Origin of the sequence: Roseivirga seohaensis subsp. aquiponti, assembly GCF_001267955.1 — a bacterium.
In the GTDB taxonomy this organism is placed as follows: domain Bacteria; phylum Bacteroidota; class Bacteroidia; order Cytophagales; family Cyclobacteriaceae; genus Roseivirga; species Roseivirga seohaensis.
In genome coordinates this window covers 1-17,839 of record NZ_JSVA01000011.1, presented here as the reverse complement: position 1 = coordinate 17,839, position 17,839 = coordinate 1, and the positions used below count along the sequence as shown (strand labels likewise).

The window sequence follows — 17,839 nt, the reverse complement described above, 5'->3', positions numbered from 1 at the left end:
AAAACTACTGCCACACAGTCGATTCACAATACGCTTAACTAATTTTATTATTGCTTTTAGCCATTAATCGTAGATTTGTCGAAATTGTTTTGCCATGCCAAGAGAATATACACCGCTTGAAGTAAAAATGAAGGAATACACTTCCATCAATAAAACAATGGTGTTTATACTAATGTGTATCATCTCTACTCTGCTACTATACATTCAGCAAACTTTTATTTTGTATGAAATTACCGCATTTAAATTCATGGACGGGGTTGACCTAATGATTTTAAAGGCAATTTCCGGACTAAAATACCTTGGGATACCAATTATGTTTGCCTTGAAGTTTACCGTCACAGGTTTCATTTTATGGACAGGCTGTTTTCTATGGGGCTACAAGGTAACTTATAAACAATGTTGGCAGATTGCCATGTTTGCTGAAATGATCTTTTTTATTCCTGAGATTCTTACGATTCTCTGGTTCTTTTTTATTGATGTAGACCCAACTTACCAAGATTTTCTTGCTTTTGAGCCTCTTTCATACATGAACTTCTTTAATCATGAAGAAGTACCGGAAAAGTATTGGTATGTAAATTCGGCTCTCAATGTATTTGAAGTAGGCTACTGGATACTGCTTACCTACGGAATTAATTTTGCTGCGCGCAAAAAGAAGTCGATTGCCAACGCCATTGTATTCACTTCTTATGTTCCGCTTTTCTTGCTTTGGCTTTGGTTTTACTTAGGTGTGTATAAATAAAATGGACTGCGAAACTCGATCGGTTTTCAGCCTCAAGTTCACATTGCAACTTGCCATTCACCGTATTAATAAAATTTAACCCTTCTACAATCTAAATTTTACTAATTTCACGCCCTGCTAATAGGTTTATAATTGCGCATGGCGCTCGGTTCATTCTGGTTTTCTATAAAATGAACTCGCCATTAAAAATACTGAAATGACAGACTTTAAGAAATTCAATAATCTCACTGGGTGGGCGGTTTTTATAGCTTCGTTGATCGTTTATATTTTGACGCTCGAAGAAACCGCAAGCTTTTGGGATTCAGGAGAGTTTATTGCCATTGCCTATAAACTAGAGGTATCTCACCCTCCAGGCGCGCCACTTTACATGCTTATTGGGCGAATGTTCTCATTTTTTGCTTTTGGCGATGTAACTCAAGTAGCTTATTGGATCAACATGGTAAGTGCTGTTTCTAGTGCTTTTGCGGTGCTTTTCCTGTATTGGACCATCGTAATGTTGGGCAGAAAATTGATCAATGCTGAATTGGGTAACGAAACCAATGTTCAAAAAATATTACTTGCTGGAGCAGGCGTAGTGGGCGCCATGAGCTTTGCTTTTACTGATTCATTCTGGTTTTCGGCAGTAGAAGGCGAAGTATATGGAATGTCTTCATTCTTTACCGCTTTTGTGTTTTGGGCCATGCTTAAATGGGAAATTGTAGATGATGAAAGTGGAAGAAATAAATGGATTGTATTGATCTTTTATATGCTTGGGCTTTCTACAGGTGCTCACCTTTTAGGTTTGGTTACTTTACCTGCTTTAGGCTTAATCTATTATTTCAAAAAATACGAAAACCCAACTTGGAAAGGTGCTTTCGCGGCAATGGGCATTTCATTGTTTTTGGTAATGCTCATCAACTCCTTTATCATTCCTGGACTTCCAACTCTGGCCGGAAAGTTTGAGATTACCTTCGTAAATACCTTTGGCTTGCCATTTGGTTCGGGCGCATTATTTATGATTGCCCTACTCATTGCCGCCATTGTATTTGGATTGAAATGGACCAGAAGAAAAGAATACGTTACCCTAAACACCTTGATCCTTGGAATCACTTTTGTGTTGATAGGCTACTCTTGTTATGCGGTAATCCTTATTCGCTCTAAAGACAACCCTGCGATTGACCAAAACAATCCGGAAAATGTAATGACTTTCATCTCTTATCTTAAGAGAGAACAGTACGGTAGCCGACCTCTACTTTACGGTCAGTATTACAATGCACCGCAGCCACAAACAAAGCAAGGTGCTCCTATATATTATAAAGATAATGACGAGTACAAAATCTCTGATTATAAAGTAGAAACCACCTATGACGATGCTTGGTCAACGTTTCTACCAAGAATGTACAGTTCTTCACCTGCCCATATTCAAAAATATATGGCCATTACTGGTTTAAGAGAAGGTGAAAAACCAACTTTCATAGACAACTTGGCTTTCATGTTCTCGCATCAGATTGGGCACATGTATATGCGCTATTTTATGTTCAATTTTTCTGGAAGGGAAAGCGACATTCAAGATGCAGATTACTTAACCGCTTTTGATGGCAATAAAGATGTGCCTGATTTTATTAAGAATAATAAATCGAGGAATCAGTATTATATGATTCCGTTGATTCTCGGCCTCATAGGTTTCTTCTTCCAATTTAACCGAGACCCAAAACGCTTTTCGGCTACGCTGATGTTCTTTATTCTTACGGGATTGGCCCTAGTAATCTACCTGAATTCGCCACCAATAGAACCTAGAGAACGAGATTATATTTACACGGGTTCGTATTACGCATTTGCCATTTGGATTGGTTTTGCGGTATTGGCCATTGGCAGTGCAGCAATGAAGCGGGGCAAGGCTCTAGCTTATGGTGCGCTGGCGCTATGCCTTGTTTCACCGATTATTTTAGCAGCTGAAAACTGGGATGACCATGACAGAACTGGAAGGTTCTTCTCTGTAGATTCGGCAAGAAACTTCTTGGCCTCATGTGCTCCAAATGCCATACTATTTACTGGAGGTGACAATGACACTTTCCCGCTTTGGTATGTACAAGAAGTAGAAGGCTTTAGAACCGATGTGCGTGTAATTGTACTGAGTTATTATAACACCGATTGGTATGTAGACCAAACCAAGGTGAAAATGAACGACTCTGAGGCTTTCCCTTATTCTTTAGATATTGAAAGCTACCGTCAAGGTACAAACGACTATTTATATGTAGATGAACGCCCTCAATACAAAGGCAAAGCGATTGACTTGAAAGATTATATTTCCTTAGTACAGCGCAAGAGCCCAGTGATCCAAAGACAACTCGGCTCAGGCACAGTAATCAATACAGTTCCAGCCCGTTCACTCTTCCTTAATGTGGATTCGGCACAAGTAGAAAAACTGGGAGTTATTCCGAACAGCCTTAAGAAATATCAGACGGATAGAATGACGTTTACTTTTAAGCAAGGCGAGAACTTCTTAGAGAAAGCGCACTTGATGATGCTTGATTTGATTGCAACCAATAACTGGGAAAGACCAATTTATTTCAATTACACTTCGGTAAGCTCGGTTCCATTCGATTTGGATGACTACTTAGTGCAAGAAGGAATGGCCTACCGCCTTCTTCCTGTTCAAAAACCAGGAAGTATGAGAGAGATTGTGAATACAGATTTGATGTATGATAATGTGATGAACAAGTTCCAGTTTAGGGGATTAGACGACCCAAGTACGAACCTGAACGGAGACTACAGAGGTTTTGCGCAAAATCACAGGTCTATGTTTACCACTTTAGCAGATGCCTTAATTACTGAGGGGGACACTACCAGAGCAAAAACTGTTTTGGACTATGGTATGGAAGTAATGCCTAAAGAGTCGCTTCCTTACGATATTGCTTCTGTAAGTTTTGTTCAGGCTTATTTAAATATTGGCGAAGAAGAAAAAGCTTTGAGCATGGGTATGGAGATAGCAGAAATGTTTAATGAAATGGCTACTTATCATCAAAAGAAGATGCGCTATGATTACGAGTTCAGAAAGTACTTAAATGGACTTCAGTACTTGCAATCCATCTTTAGCCAATATGGCTACCCAGAGCAAGCAGCAAGGCTAAGAGAGATGCTCGATGGACAAAACACGATGTTGTCCATGGATAGAAGTAACTTCTAAATAAAGAATGAAATAGCCGAGAAATCGGTTATTTCTCTAAAATCAAAAATAAATCTAATGCAGTATCTGCATCATCAGTCAGGGGGTAATCTTCCTGACTGATTTCGTTTACAAGCTTTGTGTTTCCGTTGTTGAGCTTGTTTCTGTTCAGTCTATTTAGAATATCGTAAGGAATTCTAAGCAATGGAGCTGGCAAATTGTATTGCAAATTGAAAATATCGAAGCGGGTAATTCGCTGTACCGATCGTTTATTTTCTTCGTAATAGGCCATTACTTTTTCATTGCCCGTTACCCCTTTCATTTCCACCTTATTAAAAATTTCAGAAGCCAAATCCGTTAACTGTTGGGCGGTGTATTCGCGCACATGCCAAGGATTTCTGGTCAGGGTTTTCTTAATATTTGGGGTAGTCAAAATAGCCTTACCACCAGGTTTTAATACACGGTAGATTTCTTTTAAAAACTCCTTATCCTTCTTCACATGTTCAATCACTTGAAATGAAACAATAGAATCGAAACTATTATCGGCCAAATCAGAAAAAGGTGGAAAAACCGCCTGACGAAAATCTAGCTTAGGATATTTACTCTTCAGTTCGTCAATTACAGATTGAATTTTATCTAAAGCCACGTAGCTATCTGCCAAAGGCGCCAGCAGTTCTACACCGCGCCCTTCGCCACAACCCAACTCTAATAAATCTCCCTTTATATAAGGTACAGCCAAATAATAGGCCCTTAATAATCTTTGATGTATGGGGTTATCAGATGCAATTTTGTCCGAAGCAATTTCAGTTGTGTACGTAGCCATGCTTAACTTTTGCTCAAAAATAAACCATTTAGCTTACAATGAGCTAATCAAGTCAGCATTCGCTACAATTTGATTACATTTGTCGTCAGTTTTACACCGCATGAAAAGGCTCGTATTCACTTTAATTCTTACAATCTGCGCTCAGTGGCTATATTCTCAAAGCCGAATGAGTTCAGCAGACGTTAGTTTTCTGTACAACCCAGATCATGAATTTTTAATTGACCACAGGCTAGCCCAAGACGGCAATAAAGTAAAAGTATACATTCGCTTTATTCTGAATAGCGGGGTGGTTAAAATTAGTGATTACGAAATTCAATACGATGTTCGTGATAGCTACATTGATGAAAAGCACGTAAATTCTACCACTAGAATTGATTCTGCGTCATTAGTAGCCACGGGCTTCCGCGAGTTTATTTACTCATTTGAATTTGAAAAAACAGCTGACCAAAGTCTGATAATATTAGAAGTCAACAATATTTTACGAGGTAGAAAATTTTTGATCGACATACCGATTGAAAGGAACAGAAGCACTCAAAATCAACCTTTCCTTATTTTTGAGGCACAAAGAAATGTGCCCTATTTCTCTCGTTTCATTAACCTAGATCAATCGGTAAGGCTGGTGAATGTTTTCGGTAATGAAGGAAAATATCAAATAGAAGGCGTGATTAATAATCAAGCGGTTGCCATTCCTCCTTTTGATGAAGGGCGAATACAGGCGCCTTCTAAAATAGAGATTGATACCTTGTATGGCGCAGTTGAAAATGAAATTTTGAAGTTTTCAACCCCCGGATATTACATCATAAATGAAGCTACGGATCCATCAAATACTCTAGGAGTTCTGGTAACTGATCCTTTTTTTCCGTACTTCGGTCAGTTTGAAAGATTGGTGGAGCCTTTAATTTTTATTACTACCAACGATGAATACAAAACCTTGAGGACAGCCAGAGATACACGGTCGGCTTTCGAAAATTTTGTTACCACTCGAATTTCAAACGGAGGAAGAATAGCCCAAGATTTTGTGAAATACTATTACAGGAGGCTTCGAAAATCGGCTCATTTATTCACTTCTAATAAAGAAGGCTGGAAAACCGATCGAGGAATGGTGTACCAAATTTACGGAAACCCATTGCAGGTGTTCCGCAATGAAGAACAAGAGTTGTGGGTATATGCTGCTCCAAATGGAGGCCGAATACGCTTTAATTTCGAAATCGTTTCAGAAGAAAACAACCTTTTGACTTACCGTTTAATTAGAGAAAGTAAGTTTAAAGAATCGTGGGTAGATGCTGTGACCAGCTGGCGTAGCGGAAAAGTAATTGAATGATGATAGACCAACCTAAAGATGACTTCATTTACGGAAGTCGGGCAATAATCGAAGCCATAAACGCTGGAAAAGAAATAGATAAGCTGCTTCTACAAAAAGACGTTAAAAACGAACTTACCACCGAATTGTTAATCGCTGCGCGCGACTTCAATATTCCGGTTCAGAAAGTGCCCATAGAAAAACTGAACCGCATTACGCGAAAAAACCATCAGGGAGCAGTTGCCTTTGTTTCATCAGTAGTATATGCTTCTTTAGATAATATTATTTCTGAAGCTTACAGCAAAGGTGAGGTGCCTCTTTTGATTGTATTGGACCGTATTACCGATGTCAGAAATTTTGGAGCCATTGCCCGAACAGCAGAATGTGTAGGAGCCCATGGTATTGTAATTCCATCGAGAGGAAGCGCACAAGTGGGTAGCGATGCCATGAAAACTTCTGCGGGTGCTTTAAACTTTATTCCAGTTTGCCGGGCCGATAATTTAAAAACCACCCTTAGAGAAATTCGTGATAACGGAATTACAGTTTTAGCCTGTACCGAAAAGGCCTCTGATTTGGTTTACCAACATGACCTTACCGTACCTATCGCTTTACTAATGGGTTCGGAAGAAGACGGTATTTCACCTGAGTATCTAAAGCTTGCCGATCAGCTTTGTAAACTTCCGATTAAAGGAAATATAGAGTCACTAAATGTGTCAGTAGCGACATCCGTAGTTTTATACGAAGTAGTAAGACAGCGCGGTTAAGGGCTCGTTTTATAAAAACAAAAATGGCCACTCTATACCAGGGTAGCCATTTTTGTTTGATACAAATTTTTAACTCTAGCTAAATTCTTCGCCTTTGGCTTTGGCATCTTGTAAGAATTCTCTGAATTTCTTCTCGGCATCTTTCTTACAAATAAGCACTACATTATCATTTTGTGTAATGAGGTAGCCATCTAAATCTTGTGCTACAATTAAGGTATCGCTTGGACCTTTTACAAAGCAATTTTTAGAGTTGTATAAAAGCGCCTTTCCATCTACTACATTACCGTTGTCGTCCTTGGCTTTAATTTCATGCAAAGAATCCCAACTTCCCAAGTCTGACCAATCAAAAGTACCTTTCACCATAAAAACGTTATTGGCCTTTTCCATTATGCCATAATCAATGGAAATACTCTTGCATTGAGCATAAGCACTGTTGATGAATTTTTGCTCTTCTGGGGTATAATAAGCATCATTACCTTCCTCAAAAATCATTGCCAAGTCCGTGAGGTGCTCATGTAAAGCCGCAACAATAGTTTCTACAGACCATATAAAAATTCCTGCGTTCCAAACAAAATCACCGCTCTCCACAAACTTTTGAGCCAATTCAAGCTCTGGCTTTTCAGTAAATGTTTTTACTTTCTTTACCTTTTTCAAAGGGCTAGAATGATACTGAATATAGCCATAGCCCGTTTCTGGCCTTGTAGGAACTATGCCCAAAGTAATCAGTTTATCAGATCCAGTCGATGCCTTTATTGCAGTGTTTAAGTTTTTAGTAAATAGATTTTCTTTAAAAACTACATGGTCTGAAGGCGCCACAATCATTACCCCCTTTGGGTCTTTTTTCTTGATTTTAAAAGCAGGATAGGCTACAGCCGCAGCGGTATTCCTTCCAATTGGCTCTAAAAGAATTTGGTCATCTGAAAGCATTGGAAGCTGCTCTTTTACTAAATCGTGGTACCGCTTATTGGTAACTATGTAGAAATTCTCTTCAGGGCATACGGCCAAAAATCGGTCATAAGTCATTTGGAGCAAAGTACGACCTGTACCCAAAACATCTAAAAATTGTTTGGGCTTGTTCGCACGACTGTACGGCCAGAAGCGACTTCCAATGCCGCCAGCCATAATCACTACATAATTGTGTTCCATACTATACTATTCCTTCGTTTATCAAATCCTGGATATGGATAAACCCAACGATATTTTCAGCATCATCTAAAACTACCAAATGGTTGATTGAATGTTCTCTCATTTGGTTCATGGCTCGCAAAGCAAACTCTCCTTTTAATATCGTTTTAGGGTTTTTAGTCATTACCTCGGCCACAGTCCTGTGCTCAAAACTCATGTCTTTCTCGATCATTCGCCTGATATCTCCGTCCGTAAAAATCCCTGTGAGTTTTCCGTTATTACCCACAACGGCTGTAGCCCCTAAACGTTTATTAGAAATTTCGAGAATGCTCTCTTTTACCAAATCTGTTTCTTTCACAATTGGTAAACCGTTTTTAGGATAAATGTCCTCTACTTTAAGGTAGAGCTGTTTTCCCAATGACCCACCGGGGTGGTACTTTGCAAAATCTTCACTGGTAAACCCTCGGCACTCCAATAAACAAACAGCTAGGGCATCGCCCAAAGCCATATGCGCAGTAGTACTAGTGGTGGGAGCCAAATTATTAGGGTCAGCTTCCTTATCAATTGTTGCATTCAATATGTAGTCTGCTTGTTTAGCTAAGTCAGAATCCAGATTGCTCACCAAGGCAATAAGTTTTGCTCCCGTTCTTTTTATCAGCGGAACCAGCACTTTTATTTCTGGAGTATTACCGCTTTTAGAAATACAAATGACAGCATCATTTGGCTGTACCATTCCCAAATCACCATGAATGGCATCTGCGGCATGCATAAAAAGAGAAGGCGTTCCTGTGGAATTTAAGGTCGCTACAATCTTATTTGCAACAATTGCGCTCTTTCCTACTCCAGTGATAACCACCCTTCCTTCTAATTTTAGAATCAATGAAACGATGGCTTCAAAACCCTCGTCAATGAATTCAGAAATTTGTCTAATAGCGTCCGCTTCTTTGAGAAGAGTATTTTTGGCTGTGGTTTGAATATTTTTTGCTAATTTCAACTTAATGGCGTTTGAAACATACGCGACAAAGATAAGGATTCGCTCAAACGTTTTTTAAAACTGGATATATTTATAGGAAGTGTGGAGGAATTAAGAAAAAAATTAAAAGAAGTATTCGGTTACGATACCTTTAGAGGCAACCAAGAACCAGTAATAAGAAATATTCTCGCAGGTAAAAATACCTTCGTGATTATGCCCACTGGAGCGGGTAAATCAATGTGTTATCAGTTACCAGCGATTGTTAGGCCAGGAACGGCCATAGTAATATCGCCTTTGATTGCCCTGATGAAAAATCAGGTAGATCAAATGAATGCTGTGGGAATCAATGCCCGTTTCTTGAATTCGACTTTAACAAAAAGTCAGATCAACAAACTGAAAAAAGCAGTTCTCGCTGGAGAAGTAAAATTGCTTTATGTAGCGCCAGAGTCGCTTACAAAAGAAGAAAATGTAGAGTTTCTTAAGCAAGCCGACATTTCTTTTGCGGCCATTGATGAAGCCCACTGTATTTCTGAATGGGGGCATGACTTTAGGCCAGAATACCGCAGAATTAAAAGTATAATCGATCAGCTGGGAGATTTACCCATTATTGCGCTTACCGCTACAGCTACCCCAAAAGTACAGTTAGACATTCAGCGTAACCTGCAAATGGAACAAGCCGACCTTTTCAAGTCGTCATTCAACCGCGAAAATCTTTATTACGAAGTTAGACCCAAGAAATCGATCAAAAAACAATTGATCAAGTTCATGAGGGAAAACAAAGGCAAATCGGGAATTATCTATTGCCTTAGTCGTAAAAAAGTAGAAGAAATTGCAAACTTTCTTCAAGTAAATGGCTTTAACGCCAGGCCTTATCATGCAGGCTTCGATCCTGAGGTTCGAATCAAAAACCAAGATGATTTTCTGAATGAAGAAGTAGACGTAATTGTAGCTACTATTGCCTTTGGAATGGGAATTGACAAACCCGATGTAAGGTTTGTTATTCACTACGATGTGCCAAAATCACTTGAAGGCTATTATCAAGAAACTGGTCGTGCGGGCAGAGATGGCCTCGAAGGTCAGTGCATAATGTTCTACAGCTATTCAGACATTATGAAGCTGGAGAAATTCAACAAAGACAAGCCAGTTACTGAGAAAGAAAACTCCAAAATTCTGCTCGATGAAATGAGTTATTACTCGGAGTCAACAGTATGTAGGAGAAAACAATTGCTCCACTATTTTGGCGAAGAATACGATGACACCCAATGTCGTGAAAGCGGCATGTGCGACAACTGCAAGTATGAGCGCGAAGAATACGAAGCGCAAGATTATATCAAAACAGCCATTCAGGCCGTAACCGAAACAGACGAAAGGTTTGGCTTAGGACACATTGTAAATGTAATTCGAGGCTCTCAAAATCAGTATATTAAAAGCTACAAGCACAACAAGCTTTCGGTTTTTGGAGCTGGAAAAGAACAAGAAGAAAGTTTCTGGAAATCTGTTGTACGCCAAACCTTACTTTATGAATTCTTGGCCAAAGACATTGAAAATGTTGGAGTTTTAAAGCTTACGCAAAAAGGAAAAGACTTCTTAAAAAACCCATATTCATTTAAGCTCACTAAAGATCACGATTTTAGTGATGTAGACTTGGGCGAAGATGATGGCAATGAAGTGACCCACCAAACCACTACTGGTCAGTCGTACGATAAAGTACTCTTTGATTTGCTAAAAGCAGAACAAAGAAAAGTAGCCAAAGAGCATGATTTACCGCCATACGCCATTGTTCAAGAGCCATCTTTACAAGAAATGGCCACTACTTACCCCACTACCGAAGAAGCACTGAGCAATGTAAATGGTATTGGAATGGGTAAAGTGAAAAAATTTGGCGCGCCATTCCTTAAAATCATCAATAAGTATGTTGAAGACAACGACATTGATACGGAAGATGTGGTTGTAATCAAATCGTCTGGTTCTAAATCCAAAAACAAAATCTATATCATTCAGCAGATCGATAGAAAAATTGATCTGGAAGAAGTAGCTGATATGAAAGGCTGGACCATGGAGACTTTGTTGGACGAAATGGAAATTATTTGTTTTTCAGGCACCAAGCTTAACCTTGATTACTATTTGGAAGAAATCATGGATGAAGATCGTGAGGAAGACATTCTCGATTATTTCTTAAATGCTGAAAGTGATGATATTCAGTTGGCGCTTGAGGAATTCGCAGATGAAGACGTTTCTGAAGAAGACCTTCGTTTGGTGAGAATAAAATTCCATTCAGAATACGCAAATTAATTACCTTTACCGCTTCAAAAATTTCAAATTTCATGAACATTCTTGTGTTGGGCAGTGGCGGACGCGAACATGCTTTTGCTTGGAAAATCTCGCAAAGCCCACGTTGTAATAAACTGTTTGTTGCCCCTGGAAATGCAGGTACAGCAAGCATTGCCGAAAACGTAAATATTAAAGTAACCGATTTTAAAACCATCGGTGAATTTGTAATAGAAAACCAGATTGACTTAGTAGTTGTTGGGCCAGAAGATCCTTTGGTAAATGGCATTCGCGATTATTTTGAAAAAGACAGTCAGCTTAAGAGTGTGCTTTTGGTTGGACCAGGAGCCGCTGGTGCTCAATTAGAGGGCAGTAAAGATTTCTCGAAAGACTTCATGAATCGCCATGGCGTTCCAACCGCAAAATCTAAAACCTTTACTATTGACACCCTGGAAGAAGGACTCAATTATGTTTCGAGCCACCCAACACCTATCGTGTTAAAAGCCGATGGTTTGGCTGCAGGTAAGGGCGTAATTATTTCCGAAACCGCAGAACACGCCCGTGAAACGCTAAAAGAAATGCTGGTAGATGCCAAGTTTGGTGAAGCATCAAGCCGCGTTGTAGTTGAGCAGTTTTTACACGGAATCGAGCTGTCAGTTTTTGTATTGAGCGATGGTTCTAACTATAAAATTCTTCCCGAAGCCAAAGATTATAAACGCATTGGAGAGAAAGACACAGGTTTAAATACTGGAGGAATGGGTGCCATTTCACCAGTTCCTTTTGCTACCAAAGAGTTTCTAGCCAAGGTAGAAGAAAAAGTAATTAAGCCAACGATCAATGGTTTGAAGCAAGAAGGCATCGACTACAAAGGCTTCCTTTTCATCGGTTTAATGAATATGGAAGGAGAGCCTTACGTAATTGAATATAACGTTCGAATGGGCGACCCCGAAACGCAATCGGTATTATCTAGAATCGACTCTGATCTATTAGAGATTTTAGAAGGTTCAGCCAATGGAACGCTCCATGAAAAGAGCTTCAGTGTTAGTCCTCAAACGGCTACTACTGTGGTAATGGTGGCGGGTGGTTATCCTGAAGCTTATGAAAAAGGCAAAGAAATTTCAGGAATTGAAAAGGTAAACGAGGCCACTGTTTTTCATGCAGGAACTCAACTGAACGCTTCTAACCAAGTATTGACCAATGGCGGTAGAGTATTGGCGGTTACAGGCATGGGCGCATCGGTAGAAAAAGCCCTTGAAAATGCGTATACTGGGGTGAACAAAATTTCTTGGCAAGATGAATATCACAGAACCGATATTGGCCAAGACATTTTGAAATTATTAAAATAACGATTTAACGGCCGAAAGGTCTTAAATATAATATATGAGCTGTAGTTGTGGAGTAAGTACCGAAGGGGAAGTCTCTGGCTGCAACAATAACGGAGGCTGTTCAACTGGGGGTTGTAACAAAATGAATGTCTTCGACTGGCTGTCTAATATGGACATGCCCGCTGTAGACACTTTCGATATTGTAGAAGTTAGATTCAAAAACGGCAGAAAAGAATTCTTCCGTAATACAGATAACATAGATTTTGTTACTGGCGATGCCGTTATTGTAGATGTACCAAGTGGCCACCATTTGGGTTATGTTTCTATGCAGGGCGAACTGGTAAGGCTCCAAATGCAAAAGAAAAAGATTGCCAACAACGATGAAATCAAAAAGATTTATCGAAAAGCTACGCTCAAAGATCTTGAAAAATATGACAGCGTAAGAAAGCGCGACATGCCTACCATGTTCCGTACACGCCAGATCATTCAAGACCAAAAACTGAATATGAAACTCACCGATGTTGAGTTTCAGGCAGACAATACCAAAGCTACTTTTTACTATTCAGCAGAAGATCGCGTTGACTTTAGAGAACTGATCAAAGTTTTGGCCAGTGAGTTCAAAATCCGTGTCGAAATGAAACAAATCAGCCTCAGACAAGAAGCTGGTCGTTTGGGCGGAATAGGCTCTTGTGGAAGAGAATTGTGCTGCTCTACTTGGTTGAACGAGTTTAAAAGTGTGAGCACCAGTGCTGCTCGCTACCAAAACCTAAGCTTAAACCCAGGTAAACTTTCTGGGCAGTGTGGCCGACTTAAGTGTTGTCTCAATTACGAGCTTGAAACTTATATGGAGGCTTTGGAAGATATTCCAGAAGTGACCAAGCTAAAAACCAAGGTAGGAGATGCCAAGCTTCAAAAAACCGATATTTTCAGAAAAATCATGTGGTTTGGCTACGATGGCGAAAACACTTGGCACCCTATTGATGCCCATAGAGTGGCTGAGATAAAAGAAATGAATGAAAAAGGGGTGATTCCTGAAACCTTGACCTTAGACGAACTTGAGATTAAAGATTTGAGCGATGTGGGCATTAACCGCGACCTTGAAAAAATGGACAAAAAGTTCAAACAAAAAGACAAGGGAGCAAATAATCAAGGAGGTAAAAAGAGAAACCTTAACTCCAAAAACAGAAATAGGAGTAACAAGAACAGAAACCGAAATAAGAACAAAAATAACAGGCCAGAAAAATGAGACGAGTACAATGGCTTTGCCTGTTAGTTTTGGTAGTTACACTAAGCGCCTGCGATCGGCACAAAATCTATGAAGAGGTGTATGATTTTGAGGCTGCCGTCTGGAATATGGATACCATACCTGAATTCGAGTTTAAAATTGATGACAACCAACCCAAAAGAATACTGTTGAACGTTCGTAATTCAATTGATTTTAAATCTCAAAACCTCTATCTCACTTATTACTTGCTGAACGAACAAGGCACAGAAATCAAGTCTGAGTTGATCAATATTCAATTGTTTGACCCCATTACAGGAAAGCCTTCTGGCAAAGGCAATAGCATTTTTCAACACGAAGTAGAGATTCTTCCTGCCTACACCTTTCCAAAAACAGGAACCTACAAAATCAAAGTAGCCCAATATATGCGCGAAGCTAACTTGGAAGAAGTTCCTTCTGTGGGGATTCGGGTGGAGGAAGCTTCTAATTAATTTGAGTTCTAGCTACCTGCACTACTATGTATTTTGAATCACCAGCAGTGCTTTATTGAAATCCTGAATCTTGAGGTCATTTTGGTGAATGCCAAAATAAGCCATTCCATCACCCAAAAACTCCTGAAGACTCTGGTCTTCACTTTCTAAATCGAACTGGAATAAAAGAAGGAATTCTTCTCCCATCTTGTACAACTTCATTTCCTGTTTTTCAGAAAGTGGCTCAGGCAATTTTGAATACTGTACAGCCCACCAAGGTTTAACCATTCCTTGCAGTGCCAATGGATGCCCAAGTATTTGATGGTTTGGGATATCAACATCCCCCATTAACATTTCCCTGATCTCGAACTGATACTCGTCTAAGAACTCTTCCAATTCGATTCCTTTTTCTGAAAGCCTCTCCATTTGGTAATCTTGGTACGATGGAAAAGTATAATGTTGATAAAATGAGATGGCTCGTTCGGTAAGTGTTAGTTCCCCATCCAGTTGGGCTTTATGAAGACTTTGTTTCTCAGCTTCCTCATAAATCACCTTAAATTCACCAATCTGTTCCGGGAACCTATCTTTTATCTCTGTACAAACAAAAAAGTATAAAACTCCCGTTTTGGGCAACAAATGTGAAGGCTCATATTCTTTAATTTCCTCAAGTACAACCTGACAAAGAAAAGTAAGTGATTTTTCTTGAAAGCTTGGCCAAATAAAACTATTGGGAATATCCGGTAGCCCCCCGAATTTGGAAGTCACTTCTCCTTCCTGAATTATTTCTACTGTCTTAATGCCGATTGTGGGCTTTACATATTTTAAAACCTCATTAAAATCTTTGGGAAAGGATGACAGTAGTAAACTCAGTAAATGTGTATTCATAACACTACAGTTCTCGAAAATCTATACCAGTAATGCCCGATTCCTCCAATTGATCCCTTAACCTTTGCGAAACATAGTAGCCAATTCCCCCACTAACGTAGCTTAAGAACAGAAAATCTTGATTGTTGGGCAAAAAATCTAATTGCTTGATTCGAAACGAAAAGTCTTCCCCGTATTCTTTTCTTACATCCTCCCTTAAAGTATGGAGCTGATCTGTACTATGAATGCTAATTTCCTTTATTTCTTCAAACGAGTTTTTTGTTAGTATTATTTCTGATTTAGTCAGGTCAAGCGCTTCATAGTCGAAAGTATAGATGCTCATTACCCAGTACTTTTTCGCAATGGATTTTTGAACTACCTCTGTGGCAAAGAACTCTATGCCCTCTGCCCTGTACAGTTCAAATATTTCCTTTAACCGCTCGCTAATTAATAACTTTAGTGTAAAGCCAATGGTACTTGTGCTTATCAGGTCGGTAAACTTGGCCCTTGGGACAAGCTTGGCCTTGGCCATAATGGGTTCAAATTGTGCCTTTTCAAAGCGTATTCTATCTATAAACTGAGGGTGGTGAATACTTACAGGAAAGATAGCCTCTTCAACCTGAGGGTAATTGCTACCTATTACTTTGGTATCTATTGATTCTTTAATTCTATAATACATTTTAAAAAATTATATCGTTTATGTGTGTGTTGGGGTTGTCCAGTATTGCCTGTCTTATCCTTTGTATTAAAGGCTTTAATTTATTGACGGCTTCATCAGGAGTTAGACTTGGAAAATCTCTATCAATTGCATCTAATGCATCTCTAACTCTTTGATTATAGGCATTATGGTTAGGTTGATTCCTCCATGTGGCAACAGGGATACCGTTTAAAATATCGTTCATATGAAATGGATTGGTAGATGACGATGCCGCCTTTTGGATTACTGTGTGTTTCTGTTCTGCCCAAACCAGAATATGGTGTGCCTGTACGGTTTTGTCCCCGTCAGCTAGCCCTATTATTTTCCGGAGTTTTGAACTTCGCCCAAAATCTATATAGCCATCAGCTTTTAACACCCATCGAAGTGGTCCTTTTGTTGCAAATTTAGCTCCGGTTGCAACCCATCCCGCAATGGGTACAGCAGCACTAAAGCTAAGAGCAGCATTAACGCCATCACCCCGAACAAGGTAAATACCTCCATTGATCACATCAAATACTTCACCCACAACAGGAGCAAGCCCACCTAAGTCCAATAGGGTTTGGAATGCATTCAGGGATGCCTCAAAATAGAGCTTCCTAGTATTCCACACTCGATTAGGGAAATCGGTAAACCATTCTGGATCGTTGCTGTGTTCAGCAACTAAAAAGGCAACTTCTAAAGATAGGTAGGCCGTAAATAAGGAAGGATCGTATAAATGTAATGTGTAAGGAGATATTTTAAAGACATAGGCAGGAGTATAACTCCCTTCCAATAGCCCACTTTTTGTTAAATCTAGTAATGACTGTGCCGCTAGGGTTGTTGCTTCTGTCAAGAAACCATTCTCATCAAATTCTCCATCTGCGCTTACAATATCAGCCAACTCAAAAGATATTTCAGGGTTGTTCTCCAACCAAGCAATTTGCGAACCATCTAAAGACATCAAACGGTTCAAATAACGAGTAGAGCTAAGCAATGGGTTTATAACTCCCACGTCCTCGGTTTCTGGCTGAGGGCAGGCATCAGGGTCGCCAATACTATAAGATGGGCCAATAGTATAGCAGTATGTGCGTCTAACTGTTATCGTTTTTGTTTTTCCGGAGCCATTTCCATAGAGGGCGTTATAATAATCAGCATCATTACACCCATTGTTCTCAAAATCTGGAGCGTCTATTCCCGTTTGACCACTAATTTCAGTACCGCAAGCGTCCACCTCAATTTCTTCTATATAATGGTAACAAAAGGATGTATATCCCCCGCCTGATGGAGGTTCATTGTTTGGTGGGTAGTCGGAGTCGGAGCCACCCCCACTGTTGCCGCCTTCATAACCTGTTTGCTGGTCGCATTGGCTTGGGTCACTTACCCCCGCGCGCTGTTCTAAGTTTGCACTGCTTCGTGGACCAAAGGAAAAATCCTTTAAAAATCTTTTGGTAGTGGTTCCCGTAAAATTGGCCATTGAAAAGCCGCTTTCAATGAACTGGGGAATTTCCGCAGAGTCAACTTTATAATCAATCAGATAAGGAGTATCCCAATCGCCCCCTTCACGTTTTTTCAAGACAAGGTTCGTAAATGTAAACGGATTGTTATCCTCATCCTCAACAAGGAAAGTATAATTGGAATTCTTTACCGTATCAATGACTTCAAATATCCTATCAATACTAATTTTTCCAATTGAGGTAATCACCTGACCGGTGTTTGCCGAACCACGAGTATCTACATTGGTTTTAAGGGCACTGTTCAATTGGCTCATTACTTCTGGCAGGGCATCGGGGTTTTTATACTGCGCCTTCATTTTAGGAATTTCAGGAACAGTTTCGGTATCGCTAGTCTGGCAGCCAAAGACAGCAAAAAGCAACAGAATTAAAAAGTAAAATTTAATTTTTTTCATGGATGATAAGAATAAGAAATAAGCAACAATATTCAATCACACATACACACGCTCAAATATTTCAATTAAAAAATAAACATCCAACTAAAACGAAATTTTTTTGCAAAAAAGATAAATACGCTTTATTAAATAATAGCCTAGAATCACCCATTTAACACTCAAATCATTGAATATCAACAAAATAAAACTATAGTTTACTATCCTGACTGGGATGCTGTATCGTCCTGAAATAGGTTGAC

Annotated in this window: 14 protein-coding genes; 8 read left to right on the top strand and 6 right to left on the bottom strand. The window is 39.5% G+C overall.

What is annotated here, in order from left to right; all coding sequences use genetic code 11:
- Positions 1–94: 94 nt before the first annotated feature.
- Complete coding sequence (locus tag OB69_RS11435) at positions 95–739, top strand: hypothetical protein (protein WP_053223874.1); 645 nt, start codon at positions 95–97, stop codon at positions 737–739.
- Between the two features lie 196 nt (positions 740–935).
- Positions 936–3,905: a glycosyltransferase family 117 protein gene (locus tag OB69_RS11430; protein ID WP_053223873.1), complete on the top strand. Its 2,970-nt coding sequence runs from the start codon at positions 936–938 to the stop codon at positions 3,903–3,905.
- A gap of 28 nt (positions 3,906–3,933) precedes the next feature.
- Here the strand turns inward: OB69_RS11430 and OB69_RS11425 are convergent, their stop codons facing one another.
- Positions 3,934–4,707: a class I SAM-dependent methyltransferase gene (locus OB69_RS11425; protein WP_053223872.1), complete on the bottom strand. Its 774-nt coding sequence runs from the start codon at positions 4,705–4,707 to the stop codon at positions 3,934–3,936.
- A gap of 166 nt (positions 4,708–4,873) precedes the next feature.
- Here OB69_RS11425 and OB69_RS11420 point away from each other — a divergent pair, with 166 nt between their 5' ends.
- Together OB69_RS11420 and rlmB are read left to right on the top strand one after the other, a co-directional pair.
- Positions 4,874–6,028, top strand: coding sequence for a GWxTD domain-containing protein (locus tag OB69_RS11420; RefSeq protein ID WP_185096901.1), 1,155 nt, complete (start codon positions 4,874–4,876; stop codon positions 6,026–6,028).
- A complete protein-coding gene (gene rlmB, locus OB69_RS11415) occupies positions 6,028–6,771 on the top strand; it encodes a 23S rRNA (guanosine(2251)-2'-O)-methyltransferase RlmB (protein ID WP_082338162.1) in 744 nt (247 codons plus the stop codon). The genes OB69_RS11420 and rlmB overlap by 1 nt, the downstream gene beginning before the upstream one ends.
- A gap of 75 nt (positions 6,772–6,846) precedes the next feature.
- On the opposite strand, the gene OB69_RS11410 is transcribed toward rlmB, so the two are convergent.
- Positions 6,847–7,917 carry a mannose-1-phosphate guanylyltransferase gene (locus OB69_RS11410; RefSeq protein ID WP_053223869.1) on the bottom strand — a complete coding sequence of 357 codons (1,071 nt, stop codon included), beginning with the start codon at positions 7,915–7,917 and terminating at the stop codon, positions 6,847–6,849.
- Position 7,918: 1 nt separating this feature from the next.
- A complete protein-coding gene (locus OB69_RS11405; RefSeq protein ID WP_053223868.1) occupies positions 7,919–8,890 on the bottom strand; it encodes a KpsF/GutQ family sugar-phosphate isomerase in 972 nt (323 codons plus the stop codon).
- Between the two features lie 81 nt (positions 8,891–8,971).
- Here OB69_RS11405 and recQ point away from each other — a divergent pair, with 81 nt between their 5' ends.
- The 4 genes from recQ to OB69_RS11385 are packed head-to-tail and all read left to right on the top strand — an operon-like array spanning position 8,972 to position 14,175.
- The gene (gene recQ / locus OB69_RS11400; protein WP_053223867.1) at positions 8,972–11,161 is read left to right on the top strand and encodes a DNA helicase RecQ; all 2,190 of its coding nucleotides are present in this window, start codon (positions 8,972–8,974) and stop codon (positions 11,159–11,161) included.
- A gap of 32 nt (positions 11,162–11,193) precedes the next feature.
- Positions 11,194–12,483 (top strand): phosphoribosylamine--glycine ligase, encoded by a 1,290-nt coding sequence (gene purD / locus OB69_RS11395; protein WP_053223866.1) that lies wholly within the window; start codon positions 11,194–11,196, stop codon positions 12,481–12,483.
- A 34-nt stretch (positions 12,484–12,517) separates the two neighbouring features.
- Entirely contained in the window at positions 12,518–13,708 is a 1,191-nt protein-coding gene (locus OB69_RS11390; protein WP_082338160.1) for a PSP1 domain-containing protein, read from the top strand.
- The gene (locus OB69_RS11385) at positions 13,705–14,175 is read left to right on the top strand and encodes a gliding motility lipoprotein GldH (protein ID WP_071426773.1); all 471 of its coding nucleotides are present in this window, start codon (positions 13,705–13,707) and stop codon (positions 14,173–14,175) included. Before OB69_RS11390 ends, OB69_RS11385 begins: the two co-directional genes overlap by 4 nt.
- A gap of 24 nt (positions 14,176–14,199) precedes the next feature.
- Here OB69_RS11385 and OB69_RS11380 read toward each other — a convergent pair whose 3' ends face one another.
- Genes OB69_RS11380 through OB69_RS11370 form a run of 3 tightly spaced genes read right to left on the bottom strand, consistent with a single transcriptional unit; the run spans position 14,200 to position 17,600 of the window.
- Complete coding sequence (locus tag OB69_RS11380) at positions 14,200–15,039, bottom strand: DUF1963 domain-containing protein (protein WP_053223864.1); 840 nt, start codon at positions 15,037–15,039, stop codon at positions 14,200–14,202.
- A gap of 4 nt (positions 15,040–15,043) precedes the next feature.
- A complete protein-coding gene (locus OB69_RS11375; RefSeq protein WP_053223863.1) occupies positions 15,044–15,697 on the bottom strand; it encodes an imm11 family protein in 654 nt (217 codons plus the stop codon).
- A 1-nt stretch (position 15,698) separates the two neighbouring features.
- Entirely contained in the window at positions 15,699–17,600 is a 1,902-nt protein-coding gene (locus tag OB69_RS11370; RefSeq protein ID WP_053223862.1) for an AHH domain-containing protein, read from the bottom strand.
- Positions 17,601–17,839: the final 239 nt, after the last annotated feature.

Excerpts from the sequence above, each read along its gene's own strand:
- OB69_RS11435 (WP_053223874.1), top strand. The coding sequence starts at position 95 with ATGCCAAGAGAATATACACCGCTTGAAGTAAAAATGAAGGAATACACT.
- OB69_RS11430 (WP_053223873.1), top strand. The coding sequence starts at position 936 with ATGACAGACTTTAAGAAATTCAATAATCTCACTGGGTGGGCGGTTTTT.
- OB69_RS11425 (WP_053223872.1), bottom strand. The coding sequence starts at position 4,707 with ATGGCTACGTACACAACTGAAATTGCTTCGGACAAAATTGCATCTGAT.
- OB69_RS11420 (WP_185096901.1), top strand. The coding sequence starts at position 4,874 with ATGAGTTCAGCAGACGTTAGTTTTCTGTACAACCCAGATCATGAATTT.
- rlmB (WP_082338162.1), top strand. The coding sequence starts at position 6,028 with ATGATAGACCAACCTAAAGATGACTTCATTTACGGAAGTCGGGCAATA.
- OB69_RS11410 (WP_053223869.1), bottom strand. The coding sequence starts at position 7,917 with ATGGAACACAATTATGTAGTGATTATGGCTGGCGGCATTGGAAGTCGC.
- purD (WP_053223866.1), top strand. The coding sequence starts at position 11,194 with ATGAACATTCTTGTGTTGGGCAGTGGCGGACGCGAACATGCTTTTGCT.
- OB69_RS11390 (WP_082338160.1), top strand. The coding sequence starts at position 12,518 with ATGAGCTGTAGTTGTGGAGTAAGTACCGAAGGGGAAGTCTCTGGCTGC.
- OB69_RS11385 (WP_071426773.1), top strand. The coding sequence starts at position 13,705 with ATGAGACGAGTACAATGGCTTTGCCTGTTAGTTTTGGTAGTTACACTA.
- OB69_RS11380 (WP_053223864.1), bottom strand. The coding sequence starts at position 15,039 with ATGAATACACATTTACTGAGTTTACTACTGTCATCCTTTCCCAAAGAT.
- OB69_RS11375 (WP_053223863.1), bottom strand. The coding sequence starts at position 15,697 with ATGTATTATAGAATTAAAGAATCAATAGATACCAAAGTAATAGGTAGC.
- OB69_RS11370 (WP_053223862.1), bottom strand. The coding sequence starts at position 17,600 with ATGAAAAAAATTAAATTTTACTTTTTAATTCTGTTGCTTTTTGCTGTC.